Genomic DNA, 15,178 nt, shown 5'->3' with positions numbered 1-15,178 from the left:
GCCGTACGCCGGCGGCTGGCCGTACGCCGGCGGCTGGCCGTACGCCGGCGGCTGGGCCGGCTGCCCGTAGGGGTTCGCGGGCTCGCCGTAGGGGTTGCCGGGCGGGCTCGGGTCACTCATGGCAGAACTGAACCACACCGAGCGGGTCAGCCGAACCGGCCGTTGACGTAGTCGGCGGTCCGCTGGTCCAGCGGGTGCTGGAACATCGCCGTGGTGTCGCCGTGCTCGACGATGACGCCCGGGGTGTTCTGGGTGGCGAGGAAGAACGCGCACTGGTCGGAGACCCGGGCGGCCTGCTGCATGTTGTGGGTGACGATCACGATCGTGACCTCGCGGGCCAGCTCGACCATGGTCTCCTCGATCACCCGGGTGGAGGTCGGGTCGAGGGCCGAGCAGGGCTCGTCCATGAGCAGGACCCGCGGCCTGATCGCCAGCGAGCGGGCGATGCACAGGCGTTGCTGCTGACCGCCGGACAGGCCGCCGCCGGGCGCGTCGAGGCGGTCCTTGACCTCCTTCCAGAGGCCGGCCTTGACCAGGCAGGACTCCACGAGGCCGTCCTTGGTCGACTTGCTCGCCTTGGTGCCGGTGAGCCGCAGCCCGGCCAGCACGTTCTCCCGGATCGACATCGCCGGGAACGGGTTGGGCTTCTGGAACACCATGCCGATCGCGCGGCGGGCGTCGATGAGGCGCTTGCCCGGGTCGTAGATGTCTTCGCCGTCGAGCAGGACCTGCCCGGCCAGCTGGGCCGAGGGCACCAGCTCGTGCATCCGGTTCAGGATCCGCAGGAAGGTCGACTTCCCGCAGCCGGACGGCCCGATGAGGGCCGTGATCCCGCCCGCCGCCATGGTGAGCGACACCCGGTCCAGGACCTTGTGGTCGCCGAACCAGGCAGTGATGTCGACGGCGCGGAGCTCGGCCAGCCCCTGCGGGGCGGTCGTGGTCGCGTCGGGTGTCATGACGGCGTTCATCGATCTCGTTCCGTGTCTGGGGTGGAGGCCCGGGCGGCGCGCTGACGCACGCCGCCCGGGCCAGGCGGTGCGAGGACTACTTCTTCGGCTCCTTGACCTTGATCTTGAAGGTCAGGGTGGAGGGCGTGCCGTTGGCGTCACCCGGCCAGCTGACGACCAGGGTGTGCTTGCCCACCTTGAGCTTGGGCAGCTTGAAGGAGACCGTCCCGTTGGCCAGGGTCTTGGTCACCAGCGTCTTGCTGCCCTCCTTCACGGTGATCGGGCCCGAAGCCTTGGCGGTGGCGCCGGTGAGGGTCACCGTCACCGAGCCCTTGGCCTTCTGGCCCTTCAGCACCGACTTCGCGAAGGTCTCGGTGATCTTCGACGACGCCTTCTGGACGGTTCCGGTGCCGGTGCCCTCCGACGCGAGGAACGCCGTGTTGGCGGCCGGGGTGAACACCGCCCGGTAGGTGTGACTACCGGGAGCGGCCGACTGGATTCGCGTCGCCGCACCGGACGTGAGCGGGACCCCCGACTGGAGCAGGGTCGCGCCCTCGTAGAACGCCACCGTGCCGCTCGGCGAGGTGGACCCGGTGACGGTGGCCACGATCCGGGCCGACGACGCACTGGCGCTGGTCACGGCGACGGTGGTCGTCGTCGGGACCTCGGCCACAGTGAAGTTGCTGGTCGCCGACTGGGTCGGCTGGCCGCAGACGCCGCCCTTGCTCGGCGGGAACAGCTGCTTGAACCCGGCCTGCTCGATGAGGGGCTTGGCGGCGGCGGAGCAGAAGTACCCGTTGCTGCCGAAGGCGGCGAGGATCTCCGGCTTGCTGACGTCCGTGCCGCGTACGACGTTGTAGACCGCGCGCTCCGCCTGGTAGCCGTTCAGGAGACGCAAGGTTCCGCCCAGGAGGCCGGCCCGGCCGACCGAGAAGGGCGCGATGGCGTTGGCGTTGTCCTTGATCTCGGTGTCGTTGTGCTCCTGCACCTCGACCACGCTTCCCGCGAGGACGACCGCGTTGCCGCCGTTCATGGCCTTGAGCTGCTCGTCGAAGAAGGAGCGCGTGCCGGAGCCGGCCTGGGGGATCTTGGGCGCGATGGTCCCGGCGGTGCCGCCCACCTGGGTCCAGTTGGTGACGTCACCCTTGTAGATCGACACGATCTGCGCCGGGGTCAGCGAGGCCGGCGCGTGCGAGGCCACCGTCTGGGAGACCGCCATCTTCAGCTCGTCCAGGGCGAAGGGGAAGGACTGCAGCCCGGCGTTGGTCTCGGCCGTGTTCTGCGCCGAGGACGAGCGGGCGAAGTCGATGTCGGCGACGTTCGTTCCGCCGTAGAGGGTCTTCTTGCCGTTGCCCGAGCCGTTGGGGCGAAGGATGTCGCCACTGGGGAGGGTGATCTGGCCACAGGTGCTGGGCGACGCACAGGCGGCGTAGGTGTGGATCGGGTTGGTGGGCGACGTCGCGTTGTAGGCGTCACCCACGAGCTTCACGGCGCGCTGCGTGGTGTCGGACCCGACACCGATCAGCATCGTGCCGGTGGGGGTACCGGCGGTGTCGTCGGGCTGCGGGTCGGTGGTGGCGGCGGCGGTGCCGGCCGTCAGGACGACCCCTGACATGGCCACCGCGGCGGTGGCCACGCTGGCGAGGAATCTGCGTACGTACATCTGAGTGTTTCTCCCTCAAAGAGGCCACTGAGGCCAATGGATGAGTTGTCCCGAGATGGGTGAGCGGTTCACATGACGTTGGGCAGCAGCCGCATCACCACGTCCGTGGTCGACCAGGCCAGGGCCAGGGCGACCGGTGCTGCGACGACCCAGACCAAGGCGGCGGACCATCGCTGTCGGGCGGCGACGACCCCGAGGGTCGCCGCGAGAAGGAGGGCGAGATGCAGGGCGAGCAGGGGGAAGGCCCCCGTGTCCCGCTGCATCACCAGCTCGGGGGTGGGCACCGATGCCGGCAGCCCGGCCGGTGGCACGAACCCCTTCGGGGCGTCGGCGTCGACGTAGAGCACCTCGTCGGGCGTGAGGGCGGCAAGGCGGCCGTCGCCCTCCGCGGTCTGCAGCGTGAGCCGAGCCGCGCCCGGCGCCAGCGGCTGGGAGTAGGGGTCGCCGGCTCGACGGACGTTGACGACGTCGAAGGAGACCTCGCCCTGAGCCATCACGACCCTGATCTCGTCGCCGACGACGAGCCGGTCGAGCTCTCCGAAGGGCCCGCCGTAGGTCACGGCCCGCCCCATCACGACGGACGTGCCGACCTGGCCGGGCAGCACCGTCTTGCGGAGGTGCCCCGGCCCGGCCAGCGTGTCGCCCGAGGCAGTGCCCTCGACCACGACCTGGGACATGCGAAGCCGCGGGATGCTCAGCAGCGCGACCGGCTCACCGGGAGGGGTGGTGGGCCCGATCGACGCGGTGGCCGCGGCGATGTCCTCGCGGAACTGGGTGTAGAGGAGGTCCTGGGCGCGCTCCTGGCTGAAGCCGCTCAGGAACAGCATCTGGGTGACCACCCACAGGCAGACCAGACCGATCATGGTGCCGGCCGACGACAGCACCGCGAACGGGCCCTCCGGCTGCCGTCCCCCCGAGCGTCGTGGTCGCGGCCGTGGCCCCGGCGACGGACGGGAGGACCGACGGAACCTGCGACCCGTCGTCCTCGGGGGTTCGGGGTGTGCCGTCGGCGGGCCGACGTCGAGGGAGTCCACGGGCAGGGTCGTCGTCACGGTCGCGGCCCCGGCGGTGGCTGGACGAAGAACCGCACCGCGCTCGCCAGGGCGACACCGAGGAGCCCGAGCACGAGGAGCCCTGGCAGCAGCCGTCCGCCGAGGTCCGAGCTCACCGCCTGCGTCTCCGGCATGGCGACCGGCTCCGTGGCAGGCGACTCCGTGGGGGCGGCCGAGGCCGTCGCCGTCGGAGCCACCGAGGGGAGGTCCGCCGACGGAGCCGACGACGGGACCGACGTGACGGTGGTGCCGCCACCTCCGTCCGGCGGCGGTGTGTCGCTGGACGGGGCCGCGGTGGGTGTCGGCGCCTGCTTCTCGACGGCGGCGGCGACCCGCTGGGCCTCGTCGTACAGCTTCGCGGTGACGCCGGACTTCTTGATCGGCAGGAAGCCCGCCGGCAGCTCGCCGTTGCCGGTACCGGTCCGCTGCCCCTCGGTCGTGGCGACCCTGATGAACTGGGCGACCTTGGCGGCGTCCTCCGCCGGCAGGCTGGCGAGCTTCGCAGCCGTGTAGACGATCATCGTGCCGGGGTAGGCCTTGCCGGACTTGCGGACCTCGCCCTGGTCGAGCACGAACGGCTCGTCGTCCTTCTCCTGCTTCGCCAGGGCCACCGCGGCCGCGAGTGACTCGTCGCTCGGGGCGACGTAGTCGCCCGAGGAGGTCTCGAGGGACGCGGACCGCAACCCGTAGCGCTCGACGTCTCCCAGGCTGACGACACCCAGCATGAACCGGGCGCCGAAGGACTGCCGGTCGACGCGACCGAGCTTGTAGCCACCGGTCCCCAGGTCGACCTCGCACCTGGTCTGCACGTTGGGCCAGCCGTCCAGCAGCGCCTCGGCGATCTTGCGCAGGGCGGTGACGGGCGCGGCGAGCTGGGTGAAGTAGACCGCCGGGTTGTTCTGCCGGCACTCGTTCTCGGTCTCCGGGATGAAGTCGTCGAGGAGCGGCCACTCCGTCCGGGGCAGCTTGATCTTCTTGTAGCTGGGGTTGACCTTCATCCCCCACCGGTCGGGCTTGCCGTTGACGAAGTCCATCGCCGCGTTGTCGTGGGCGATGTAGTCGGTGAGCTGCTCGATCACGTCGCTGGAGTTGGACAGCGACAGCAGCGCCGCTCCCGCCTCCTGGGAGATCTGGCTCAGACCCGGGTTGAGCGCGATGAACTCGGGGTCGTTCATGATCCCGAGCGGGTTGTCCCCGATGCCGGGGTGCCCACGTCCGAGGTCGGACCCCAGGTAGGACTGGGTCATCAGCTTCGCGATCAGGCGGGCGTTGAGGCGGAGGTCGGTGAACTCGCCCGCGTTGTCCGGCCGGTCGATGACATACCCGATCGAGAAGCCGGTCACGGCGGTCGGCGCGTAGCCGACCGGGTCGTCACCGCGGCGCTGGTGCTTCGAGGACACGATGGCCGCCGCACCACCACCGCTCTCCATGAGGTTCCAGCCCGCCTCGTCGGACATCTGGTTGTGCTGGAACTTGAAGCGCTTCTTGTCCAGGCAGTACGCCGGCGACCACTGCAAGGAGGCCTGGGCGAGCAGCTCGGAACCGTAGAAGCCGGTCGGCGGGCGCGGGTCGAGGATGTCGCAGGTGTCCGGAGGGAGTCCGAAGGTGACCGGGATGGAGAACCGGTTGGCCCAGTTGGACGCGGACCACCACAGCGCCGGCGAGACCGCCTGGTCGACGCCCTCGTTGCTGAAGTTGCTGGACCCCGGCGCGAACCGCCCGCCCTTGCGGCAGGCACTGTCGGCGATCGTCGCCGGTTCCGCGGGCTTGTCGCAGGACAGGCCGTTGATCGGGATCACGACGATCGAGCACTCCACCTTGTGGTTGCACCCGAGGGACTCGTTCTCGACGTCGCTGCGGACCTCGTACTCGACCGACCCGGCACCGTCGGAGTCGGTGAACGCCGCGATCTCGGCAGGTGGGAACGCGGCGTCAACGGCGGCCTCGGGGGCCATCCGGGTGCTGTCGCAGGCTTCGTAGGTCTTGAAGGTCTTCCCGGACGAGGCGACGAACGGCGTCAGCCTGGTGAAGAACGGGTCCTGGTCGGCCGTCGGGCAGGTCTCCTTGGTGGGGAACGGGACCATGCCGGAGACCCGCTCCTTGTCGGCCGGTGTCGCCAGCCGGTCATGGGTCCAGGTCGCCTCCGCCTCCGAGCGGGCGATCTGGGACCGCTGCGCCACCGACGCCGTCCAGCAGGTCTCGGGCCGCACCTGCTTCTCCGGTGGCAGCGACGCGTCGTCCCGGCCTCGGCACTGGAGGATGACGACGGGGTACTCCTGCTGCAGCCCCTTCTCGCCGTAGGGGTTGCTGGCCCGGCCGCCACTGGGCTGGGCGCCGGTCCAGCTGATGGTGATCCGCTGGCGGCCGCGCAGGTTCTCGGTCTCCGAGGCGCTGACCGTCACCGTGTTGGTGGGGAACTCGTAGGTCGTGCCGTCCGCGTTCTCGAACACCCTGGTCAGCGCCTTGGTGGCGGTGAAGGACGACGACGCCCGGCCGGTGACGTTGTCGATCACTCGGTCGTCCGTCGCCGAGGGAGAGGCCGACGCAGGCGCGAATGCCGCGACCAGGGCGGCGAGCACCAGCGCCGCTCCGCTGACGGCGAGCGGTCGGCGACTGCGCCGCGGACGTGTCGACTGGGTGCTCACCGAGGGCTCGCCTTCGCGCGCCGGCGGAACGACGAGACCATCACACCGGGCAGCAGGACGAGGGCCACGAGCAGCAGCGCGGCCACCCAGCCGAACGTCGAGGTGTCGACCGGCCGTCCGGAGGCGAGCTCGGTCGGCGCGGCGAAGTCGGGGGCCTGCTCGCCCGTCGTCGTACCGGCCGCGACGACGACCTCGCCCGTGTCCGGGTCCACGGCCGGCGCGCCGCCGTCCGGTGGGGCGGGCACGCCCGTGCCCGGGTCGGTGCCTGGCGTCGGCGCTCCCGGGGTCTCCACGGTGACCTCCGGGGTCGCGGAGCCGTCGTCGGTGGAGGGGGTGTTCGTCCCGGTCTCGGTGCCGCACGGGCCCTCGCCGGCCTTGTCGCAGGCGGCCGGCTGCGGTGCGGTCTCCGCGAGCAGGTTGTTGGCGAGGTTCTTGCCGTCGAACGTCGGGTTGTTGCACTGGGTGACGTCGCGGTCGGTGAGGTCGACCGCGGGATCCGCCGTCTTCAGCTTGGCGATCTGCTCGAAGCCCGCCTTGACCAGGTTGAGCGGGAGCGGCGAGTAGCCGTAGGGACCGGCCTTGGTCTGGCCGGCGCACAGCGAGTAGTACATGAAGTCCGCCAGCGTCTGCCGCTTGGCCGTCGTCATCCGCTGGTCGGTCGCCCCGGTGGGGATGACCATGTAGCTGTAGGACGAGATCGGGTAGGCCCGCGGGTCCGGGTGCCGGTAGACCTCGTCGAGGATCTGGGTCAGGTAGAGCGGCGAGCTCTTGTCCTGGTTGATCTTCGCCTTGGTCAGCGCGACGGCGACGTTGTAGTCGGTGGGCTCGACGAAGTAGCCGCCCTTGTTGAGCACCTTGACGACCGGGTAGTCCTTGTTGACCGGGTAGGAGTACTCGACGTAGCCGATCGTCCCGTTGCCGGCGAACCCGGCGATCGTGTTCATCACCTGGTCCGACCCGGCCTGGCCCACCGCCCGGCCCTCGCGGGGGTAGTACGACGTCAGCCCGGCCTTGCCGTAGAACGCCCGCCACAGCGACGGGTACTCCTTGTCCATCCAGGTCGTGAACTGCGCCGTCGTGCCCGACCCGTCGGAGCGCACCACCGGAGTGATCGGCAACGAGGGGAACGCCCGGCCGTTGTTGTCGGCCGCGATCGCGGGGTCGTTCCAGTTGGTGATCTGGTTGGTGAAGATCTTGGTGATCGTCTCTCCGGAGAGCCGCAGGTTGCGGACCAGCTGGTCGCCGATCTTGAGCTGGTAGGTGAACGCCGTCCCGCCGGCCACGATCGGCAGGTAGGCGTACTCGCGCCCGTTGCTGGTGTCGGCGTTGCCCTGCTCGTCGACGCCCTGGTAGGGGATCTCGGAGATCGCGAAGTCGGTGCTGTTCTGAGCGAAGTCCTTGCGGCCCTTGGACGACCCGCCGCCGGTGTAGACGACCTTCATGCCGTTGGAGTCGACGTCGGCGATCCACTGCTGGACGATCAGCTCGGACCACGTGGAGCCCGTGCCCTCGATCTGCGCGTACGCCGCGCGGCTGAGCTCCGGGTCCGCGGCGCCGCCGCGGTCCACGGCGGTGGCGGGTGCGCCGAGCAGCGCGACCGTCGATGCCGTGATGACGGCCAGGGTGCCCAGGCCGAGACGAACCTTGCGGGTGGTCACTGTCTCCCCTTGCGGATTCGGGAACTGCGGAATCGGGACGGGCCGGTCCGCTGGCGGGCCAGCAGCCGGGCGGTGACGAACAGGACGAGGACGAGCACCAGCAGCACCGTCGCGGCGCCGAAGGCACGGGTGATGGCGTTCGGCTCACCGCTGCGGACGGTGGAGTAGATGAAGAGCGGCAGCGAGTTCATGGCGCCGTCGGTCGGGTCGGCGACCAGGAACCCGGCGGCTCCGGAGGTGAGCAGCACCGGGCTGGTCTCGCCGACGCCCCGGGCGACGCCGAGGATCACGGCGGTCGCCAGGCCCGGTCGTGCCGTCGGCAGGACGACGTGCCAGACCGTGCGCCAGCGGCTCGCGCCCAGTGCCAGGCTGGCCTCGCGCAGGCCCCCGGGCACGACCCGGAGCACGACGTCCGCGGCCCGGGCGATGATCGGCAGCATCATCACCGCGATCGCGAGAGACGCGGCCAGGCCCGAGCGCGGCTGGCCGAGCGCGACGATGAAGACCGTGTAGATGAAGAGCCCGGCCACGATCGACGGCAGCGCGGTCATCGCCTCGACGACCGTGCGGACGATGCGGGCGAACCGGCCGCCGACCTCGGTCATGAACACCGCGGTGCCGATGCCGAGCGGCAGCGTGATCGCGAGCGCGATGCCGAGCTCGATGCCGGAGCCGAGGATCGCGTGCAGGATCCCGCCCGTCTCGAACCCGTCCTTGGGGCCGACGCCGCTCATGTCGTCGGTGAAGAAGTTGAGGTTCGTGAGCGGCCGCCAGCCGCGCAAGGCGACGAAGACGACCGCCGAGAGGACTGCCGTCACCACGACCAGCGCCGCGCCGGTGATCACGGACTCGGCGACCTGGTCCTTGACCTCGACCAGGCCGCCGGTCATGGCCGCGGTCACCGCCGTGACGGCGGTGCCGAGCACGAACCAGGCGATGAGGAACCACGGCAGGCCGTCGAGCGGCAGCAGCCGCTGGGTGACCAGCCAGGCGAGCCCGAGGCCACCGACCCAGCTGCCGATCCTCGCGAACCGCTGGTCGGGGGTGGGCTTGCCCAGGGCACTGCGCGGCACCGCAGGTGCGGCGTCCTCGTCGTACGTCGGGAGGTGGGTCGCCGGCGTCGTCGTGACCGGGTCCGGCGTGAGGGTGCTCATCAGTCGACCCCCTCGCCCGAGCGGGAGCGGTTGACGATGACCGCGGCCAGGGTGTTGATGACCAGCGTGATCATGAAGAGGACGAACCCGGCCGCGAGCAGCGCCGAGAGCTGAGCGGGGCTGGCCTCGCCGAAGCGGCCGGCGATGAGGGCGCTGACCGTCGAGGTGCCGACCTCGAGGATGTTGGGCTTGATCTCGAACGCCGGCGAGATGATCAGGACGACCGCGATGGTCTCGCCGAGGGCCCGGCCGAGGCCGAGCATCGTGCCGCCGATGATCCCGCCGCGGCCGAACGGCAGCACGACCGCGGTGATCATGCCCCAGCGGGTGGCGCCCAGGGCGAGAGCGGCCTCCTTCTCACCGGGAGGGGTCTGCGAGAACACCTGGCGCATCACCGCACAGGCCATCGGCATCACCATCATGGCGACCGCGATGCCGGCGCAGAACGCGCTGGCGACGTACCTGGTCGTGTCCCACGTGGCGGCGTCGGGGTCCGTGCCGCGGACGTCGAAGATCGGGATCCAGCCGAGGTGCTTGTGCAGCCACAAGGCGAGCTCCGCGGCGTGCGGCATGATCAGGAAGAAGCCCCACAGTCCGTAGACGATCGAGGGCACCGCGGCCATCAGGTCGATCAGGGAGACCAGGGTCGACTTGATCCGGGCGGGCGCGTACTCGCTGATGTACAACGCCATCAGCACCGACGTCGGGAACGCGAAGAACATCGCGACGAGCGCCACCGAGATCGTCCCGACCAGCACCGCGGCGATGCCGATGACGTCCTGGTCGGGCTCCCACGCGGACTCGGTGAAGAAGCTCCAGCCGTAGCGCTGGAGGGTCGGGTAGGCCTGCCAGGCGAGGAAGACACCGACCCCGCCGGTGATCACCAGCACCGACGCCCCGACCGCCCGGGCACCGTGCGCGAAGACCGCATCGGCCCCCGTCGCGCGGCGCGAGAGCTTGCGTGGCCGCACGTCCTCCCCGGACAGGGGTTCGGGCGCAGGCGTGATCGTGGTGGTGCTCAACGTGGGTGGTTCTCCCCCGGTTGCCCCGAGACGGGCGCGGACGCTCGAAGTGTCAGGACCCGCTCGGAACGAGCAGCCGCGCCGAGGTGAACGGAGAGGGAACACGCGACCCGCAATGACCGAACGGGTCAGGCGGACCATCTCCGGGTAGTCCGTTCGGACCAGGGGTGCGCGGGCGACGGCAACCCGACGGCTCGCCGTCACGTGCCCAGGGGCCTGCGTTCACCCGGGACTGCTGCACTCGAGCCATGACCACCCAGCTGCGTCTCGTGGCCGCGGTCGCCGTCGTCTCGGGGCTCGCCGCTGCCGGCGCCGTCTTCGCCGAGGAGCGCTTCGGCCTCAGCGCGCTCCAGCAGGACCTGCGCCGGACCCGCTGACCCACCGACCGGCAGGCGACACGCTCGCCGCCCGGCTTGTTCATCCTGCGTTCAGCAGGCTGCGCCGAACGTTCAGCCCGCCGTGGCTCCACGGACTCTCGGGAGTAGGGCGGGCTGCCTAACGTGCGACAGGTGAGGTCGCGGTGAGCACCAGACGGGCCCACCGCTGGATCAAGGACGCGTGCACCCGGTGCGGCCTGCGTCGACGCGAGACCTGGGTCGTCGACGCGGTCGGACGGTCGGTCATGGCCCTGGTCTGGACCGACGCCTCCGGCGACCAGCGGATCCAGCCCCTGCCGCCGTTCAAGGGCATCGACCCACCCACCGCCCAGCAGCTGCTCACGGTGCCGGAGGGCTTCCCCGGCGTGCCGATCGGGCCCGAGCCGCCCTGTGACCGGTCGGCCCGGGCCCGGGCGGCCCAAGCGGCTCAGGGCGCCAGGCGGTAGGTCTCGACGGCCTTGGCCCGGTGGCCGGCCACGTCGACGGCCTTCACGACGACCTTGTAGGACGACGTGCCCGTCCTGGTCACCTTCACCGTGCAGCGCGCCACACCCGACACCTTGTCCTTGGCCTTGCACCGCGGGTCGGGCTTCGAGGTGTACGTCGCCCCGTCCCGGACGCCGGCCACCTTCACGGTGGGGGCCTCGAGGTCGATGTCGACCGCAGGAGTGGCGACGCTGGCGGCACCGCCGTCCTGCGACATGACCGACCGGGTGACCGACTGGTCGGCACCGGAGGTGTCGAGGGTGACCGCCTCGGGGCAGGGCGTACTGAGCGGCGACCCGCTCGCGCTGCAGCTGAACAGCACCTGGACGGGGTCGGTGTACCACCCGGTCGCGCTCAGCGGACCGACCGGCAGCAGGGTCGCGCTCAGGGCCGGGTCGCGTCGGACCTTGCTGCCCGACGCGACGGCGTGGTCGAGGCTCCCCTGGTAGCTCGCCTCCACCGTCCGTGCGCCACCGGTGGGAACCGTGTGCGTCAGCGTCGCCGTGCCGCCGGACAGCGGGGCGCTGCCCACGACGGTGCCGTCGACGGAGAACTGCACGGTCCCGGCCGGGGTCCCGGCACCCGAGGACCTGGGCGTGACGGTCGCCGTCACCGTCGTGCTGGTCACTGCGACCGTGACATCGGTGAGCACCTTGGCGACAGTGATCGACTGGCTGGCCGACCCGGCCAGGTAGTCGTCGCTCCCGGCCTGGGTCGCCTCCACCACACACGTGCCCGCGTGGTCGAACTGGACCGTCGACCCGGTGAGCGAGCAGACACCGGCCGAGCCCGCCGCGACGGCCAGCACCACCGGGTTGCCCGACGCTCCACCCGTCGCCGCCACGGTGTACGAGTCACCGACGACCGGGCTGGCCGGCGCGCTGGTCGTGAACGACACGATCTGATCGTCCCGTGGCGTGCACGGCAGGGTCCCGGCCCGGACCGCGTTGCCTCCCGTCGCCGCGTCGTCGGTCCAGAAGACGGGCTTGACCCCGCCGGCGCACTCGGCGCGGGGTGTGGTGGTGAACCCCTCGTTGTTGAGGTTGGGCATGCCGGACGGGCGCTCGTAGTAGTGCGCGGCCACGAACGTGCCCTGGGTGGCGCCGGCCGCGGTGTCGATCTCGAAGGTGGCGTGCAGTCCGCCGCAGGTGTCGTCGCAGACGACCCAGAGCCGGTCCTGCTCCTCCTCCCAGTCCAGCGCCATCACGCCGTTGGTGTAGCCGCTCGCGAACGAGGCGATCCGCGTGAAGGTGTTGTCGGCGTGGTTGAGGGCGTAGGCGTAGACCCGGCTGTTGGCCTCGAGGGCCACGAAGAACAACCCGGTGCCGTGGTCGGGGTAGCTCGCCGGGTCGTACGGCGCGCCGGCGGCGGCCTCGTCCTTGAGCCCGTGGGCGGTGAGGTAGGTGTCGGGCACCCACGTGATGGCCTCGGGCCCGGCGTTGGCGGCGATCCCGCCAGGCAGGTCGGGTCCGATGTTCCACTCGTTCGTCGCGGTCAGCGAAGCCGCGGATCCGGAGACGTCGTAGCGCAGGATGGTGGGCTTGCTCGTGCCGCTCGCGGTGTTGTTGCGCTCGGTCGAGGTGTAGATCCCCGCGGCCGACGACGCTCCGCCGACCGTGACGCCCTCGGTGTCGGGCGTGCCGTTGCCGTCGGCGTACTTGAGGGGCTTCCCGGCGCTGCTCCAGCCGTTGGCGGTGTCCGATGCCCACTGGCTGCCGTTCCACAGCATCCGCACCAGCGTGCCGTCGCCGTTGTTGACCGCCCACAGGACACCGGGGGCGGCGCTGCCGCTGCCGTCGTAGGTCAGTCCGCTGACGTCGCCGCCGAGCGCGCCGGTCACGTCGGCCGTGCTCACCGTCGCGCCACCCGGCCAGGTCTCGGTGACCAGGTCGCCGGGGCAGTTGTTGAGAGCACCCTTGGTGACCAGCTGGGTGGTGGCGAACGCCCCGGACCCGTTGGGGCACCGGCCGTACGTCGTGGTCGCGTGCGCTGTCCATGCGTAGGAGTCGTAGAGCGTGGTGCCGTTGCTCGCGAAGAGCCGGGCGGAGTCGTCGCCGTCGAGCTCGAAGCCGAGCGCCGCCTGCTCGACGACGTGGTAGCCACCCGCGGCGAGCGTGGTGCCGGCCGGGATGGCGTAGGAGTGCGCGTCGTCGGCATCCTTGAGCACCAGGCCACCGAGGTCCGCCGGCTCCGTGCCGTAGTTGTAGAGCTCGACCCAGTCGGCCGGGCTGCCGCCGTCGCTCTCGACCTCGTTGATCCGCAGCAGCGGCGCGCAGTTGTTGGCCGCTCCCTCGGTGGACGAACCGGTCGTGGTGAAGGCGCCGGTCCCGTCGGGGCACCGGCCGTACGTCGTCGCGGCGTGCGTGGCCCAGCCGTAGGAGTCGACCAGCGTGGCCTCATCGGCGAGGTAGAGCCGGACCGTGTCGGCGCCGCCGAGGCCGAAGTTGAACTGGGCCTCGTTGAGCACGTGGAAGCCGCCGGGAGCGAGGACCGTTCCCGCCGGGATGACGTAGAAGGCGTGGGTGTCGTCGCCGTCCTTGAACTTCATTCCGGAGATGTCGACGGGGTCTCCGCTGGTGTTCGTCAGCTCTGCCCAGTCGCCCACCGGGTCACCGTTGGACTCGACCTCGTTGAAGGTGATGGCGCCGACACCGGTGGGGCCGCAGTCGTTGGCCGCGGCCTTGGTGGCGGCCGGCCGCTCACCGAACGCGCCGAGGCCGTTGGGGCAGCGGCCGTAGGTCACGGCTGCATGTGCCGTCCAGGTGTGGGAGTCGACGAGCGTCGTCCCGTCCGGGAGGAAGACGCGGGCCTGGTCGGCACTGCCCAGCCCGAAGCTGCCGGTCACCGCCGGGTCGTCGACGTCGACCGCGAGGTGTCCTCCGGGCGCGATCGTCGTCCCGGCCGGGATGGCCAGCGTCCGCGTCTGGTTGTCCATGAGGACCCAACCGCCGACGTCCACCGAGGTGCCGGCGGTGTTGGTCAGCTCGATCCAGTCGCGCACGTCGCCGTTGGACTCGACCTCGTTGACCTTGACGGTGTTCTGCCCCGGCACCGAGCAGTCGTTGGCCAGGCCCTTGGTGGACGTCGGCCGGTTCGCGAACGCGCCGGTGCCGTCGGGACAGCGCCCGTAGGTGATGGCCGCGTGGGTCGCCCAGGAGTAGGAGTCGACCAGTGTCGTGCCGTCGGCGAGGAAGACCCGGGCCTGGTCGGCTCCGCCGAGCCCGAAGCTGCCGGTCACCGCCGGGTCGTCGACGTCGACCGCCAGGAACCCGCCCGGGGCGATCGAGGTCCCCGTGGGGATCGTGAGCGACCGCGCCTGGTTGTCCATGAGGACCAGCCCGCCCACGTCCGTGGTGGTCGCGCCGACGTTCGTGAGCTCGACCCAGTCGCGGACGTCGCCGTTGGACTCGACCTCGTTGATCCGGATGCTGGTCAGCGGGTCGTCGGCCCGCGCCGGCCCGCTGAGGCCGACCAGGACGGCCCCGGCGAGTAGGAGCGAGGTGAGGACGGACAGGGCAGGACGACGCAGGGTCACTGAGGATTCCTCGATGGTCGGCTGCCGAGTCAGCGGTGGACGAGCAGCCGAAGCCTCGGGGCACCGGGCGACGTCCCGGTGAACGCGACGAGAAGGACCGCAGTCAGCACGGGGACCGCAGGGCGGCCTCCTCCTGGACCCTGCGGCCCTGGCGTCCTAGCGCCCCGTCGCGAACGCGCGCACCTCGGGCCGTAGCAGCAGGGGGATGGCCGGTGCGCACAGCAGCAGGGCCAGCAGCATCACCGGGCTGCCGAGGGAGGCGGCCAGGCAGAGCACCGTGGCGGCGCAGGCCGAGACCAGCAACGCCGTCCAGGCCCACGACCGGCCGCGCCAGGCGAAGACAGCCACGGTCGCGGCAGCGGCCGCCCACGCGACGAGCAGCGTGCCGACGACGATGACCGACGATCGCAGCGTCGTCACCGTGAGGTTCTCGCTCCGCATCTCGGGGTTCTGCCGGTAGATCTCGTCGAGCAAGGTGTCCGGCGCGGCCAGGACCACGGCGACGCTGAGCAGCATGATCCCGGCCACGAGCGCCGAGCCGACCCAGGCCAGGACGCAGGCCCACACCAGCGCCGCGGGGCGGACGGGACCGCGAGGTCCTGGGGGATACGCGTGCGCGCCGGGGTACGCCGGTGGTGC

Annotated in this window: 11 protein-coding genes; 2 read left to right on the top strand and 9 right to left on the bottom strand. The window is 71.1% G+C overall.

Features of this window, described 5'->3' with window-relative positions; translation table 11 throughout:
• Positions 1-146 precede the first annotated feature (146 nt).
• The 7 genes from JHD21_RS08695 to pstC form a co-directional block, all read right to left on the bottom strand.
• Positions 147-956, bottom strand: a complete 810-nt coding sequence (locus JHD21_RS08695) for a phosphate ABC transporter ATP-binding protein (protein WP_292673565.1) — start codon at positions 954-956, stop codon at positions 147-149.
• Positions 957-1,044: 88 nt separating this feature from the next.
• On the bottom strand, positions 1,045-2,610 hold the full coding sequence (locus JHD21_RS08690; protein ID WP_292673562.1) for an Ig-like domain repeat protein: 1,566 nt from the start codon (positions 2,608-2,610) through the stop codon (positions 1,045-1,047).
• A gap of 68 nt (positions 2,611-2,678) precedes the next feature.
• On the bottom strand, positions 2,679-3,494 hold the full coding sequence (locus JHD21_RS08685; RefSeq protein ID WP_292673560.1) for a class E sortase: 816 nt from the start codon (positions 3,492-3,494) through the stop codon (positions 2,679-2,681).
• Between the two features lie 164 nt (positions 3,495-3,658).
• Positions 3,659-6,175: a hypothetical protein gene (locus JHD21_RS08680; RefSeq protein ID WP_292673558.1), complete on the bottom strand. Its 2,517-nt coding sequence runs from the start codon at positions 6,173-6,175 to the stop codon at positions 3,659-3,661.
• A 128-nt stretch (positions 6,176-6,303) separates the two neighbouring features.
• A complete protein-coding gene (locus JHD21_RS08675) occupies positions 6,304-7,965 on the bottom strand; it encodes a substrate-binding domain-containing protein (RefSeq protein ID WP_292673556.1) in 1,662 nt (553 codons plus the stop codon).
• Positions 7,962-9,119, bottom strand: a complete 1,158-nt coding sequence (pstA, locus tag JHD21_RS08670) for a phosphate ABC transporter permease PstA (RefSeq protein ID WP_292673554.1) — start codon at positions 9,117-9,119, stop codon at positions 7,962-7,964. Before pstA ends, JHD21_RS08675 begins: the two co-directional genes overlap by 4 nt.
• Complete coding sequence (gene pstC / locus JHD21_RS08665) at positions 9,119-10,141, bottom strand: phosphate ABC transporter permease subunit PstC (protein ID WP_292673551.1); 1,023 nt, start codon at positions 10,139-10,141, stop codon at positions 9,119-9,121. Before pstC ends, pstA begins: the two co-directional genes overlap by 1 nt.
• Before the next feature lie 248 nt (positions 10,142-10,389).
• On the opposite strand from pstC, the gene JHD21_RS08660 reads away from it, so the two are divergent.
• Positions 10,390-10,518 (top strand): hypothetical protein, encoded by a 129-nt coding sequence (locus JHD21_RS08660; protein WP_292673549.1) that lies wholly within the window; start codon positions 10,390-10,392, stop codon positions 10,516-10,518.
• Positions 10,519-10,661: 143 nt separating this feature from the next.
• Positions 10,662-10,964 (top strand): hypothetical protein, encoded by a 303-nt coding sequence (locus JHD21_RS08655; protein WP_292673547.1) that lies wholly within the window; start codon positions 10,662-10,664, stop codon positions 10,962-10,964.
• Here JHD21_RS08655 and JHD21_RS08650 read toward each other — a convergent pair.
• Both JHD21_RS08650 and JHD21_RS08645 read right to left on the bottom strand, forming a co-directional pair.
• Positions 10,946-14,539 (bottom strand): lamin tail domain-containing protein, encoded by a 3,594-nt coding sequence (locus tag JHD21_RS08650; protein WP_292673545.1) that lies wholly within the window; start codon positions 14,537-14,539, stop codon positions 10,946-10,948. The genes JHD21_RS08655 and JHD21_RS08650 overlap by 19 nt on opposite strands.
• A gap of 156 nt (positions 14,540-14,695) precedes the next feature.
• Positions 14,696-15,178, bottom strand: a 483-nt coding sequence (locus JHD21_RS08645; RefSeq protein ID WP_292673543.1) for a hypothetical protein, incomplete at its 5' end; no start/stop codon positions are given.

This window comes from Nocardioides sp., from assembly GCF_016462705.1.
Lineage (GTDB): Bacteria > Actinomycetota > Actinomycetes > Propionibacteriales > Nocardioidaceae > Nocardioides.
Note: the sequence above shows the minus strand (reverse complement) of the source record. Positions and strands in the feature narration are given on the sequence as shown.

Excerpts from the sequence above, each read along its gene's own strand:
- JHD21_RS08695 (WP_292673565.1), bottom strand. The coding sequence starts at position 956 with ATGACACCCGACGCGACCACGACCGCCCCGCAGGGGCTGGCCGAGCTC.
- JHD21_RS08690 (WP_292673562.1), bottom strand. The coding sequence starts at position 2,610 with ATGTACGTACGCAGATTCCTCGCCAGCGTGGCCACCGCCGCGGTGGCC.
- pstA (WP_292673554.1), bottom strand. The coding sequence starts at position 9,119 with ATGAGCACCCTCACGCCGGACCCGGTCACGACGACGCCGGCGACCCAC.
- JHD21_RS08660 (WP_292673549.1), top strand. The coding sequence starts at position 10,390 with ATGACCACCCAGCTGCGTCTCGTGGCCGCGGTCGCCGTCGTCTCGGGG.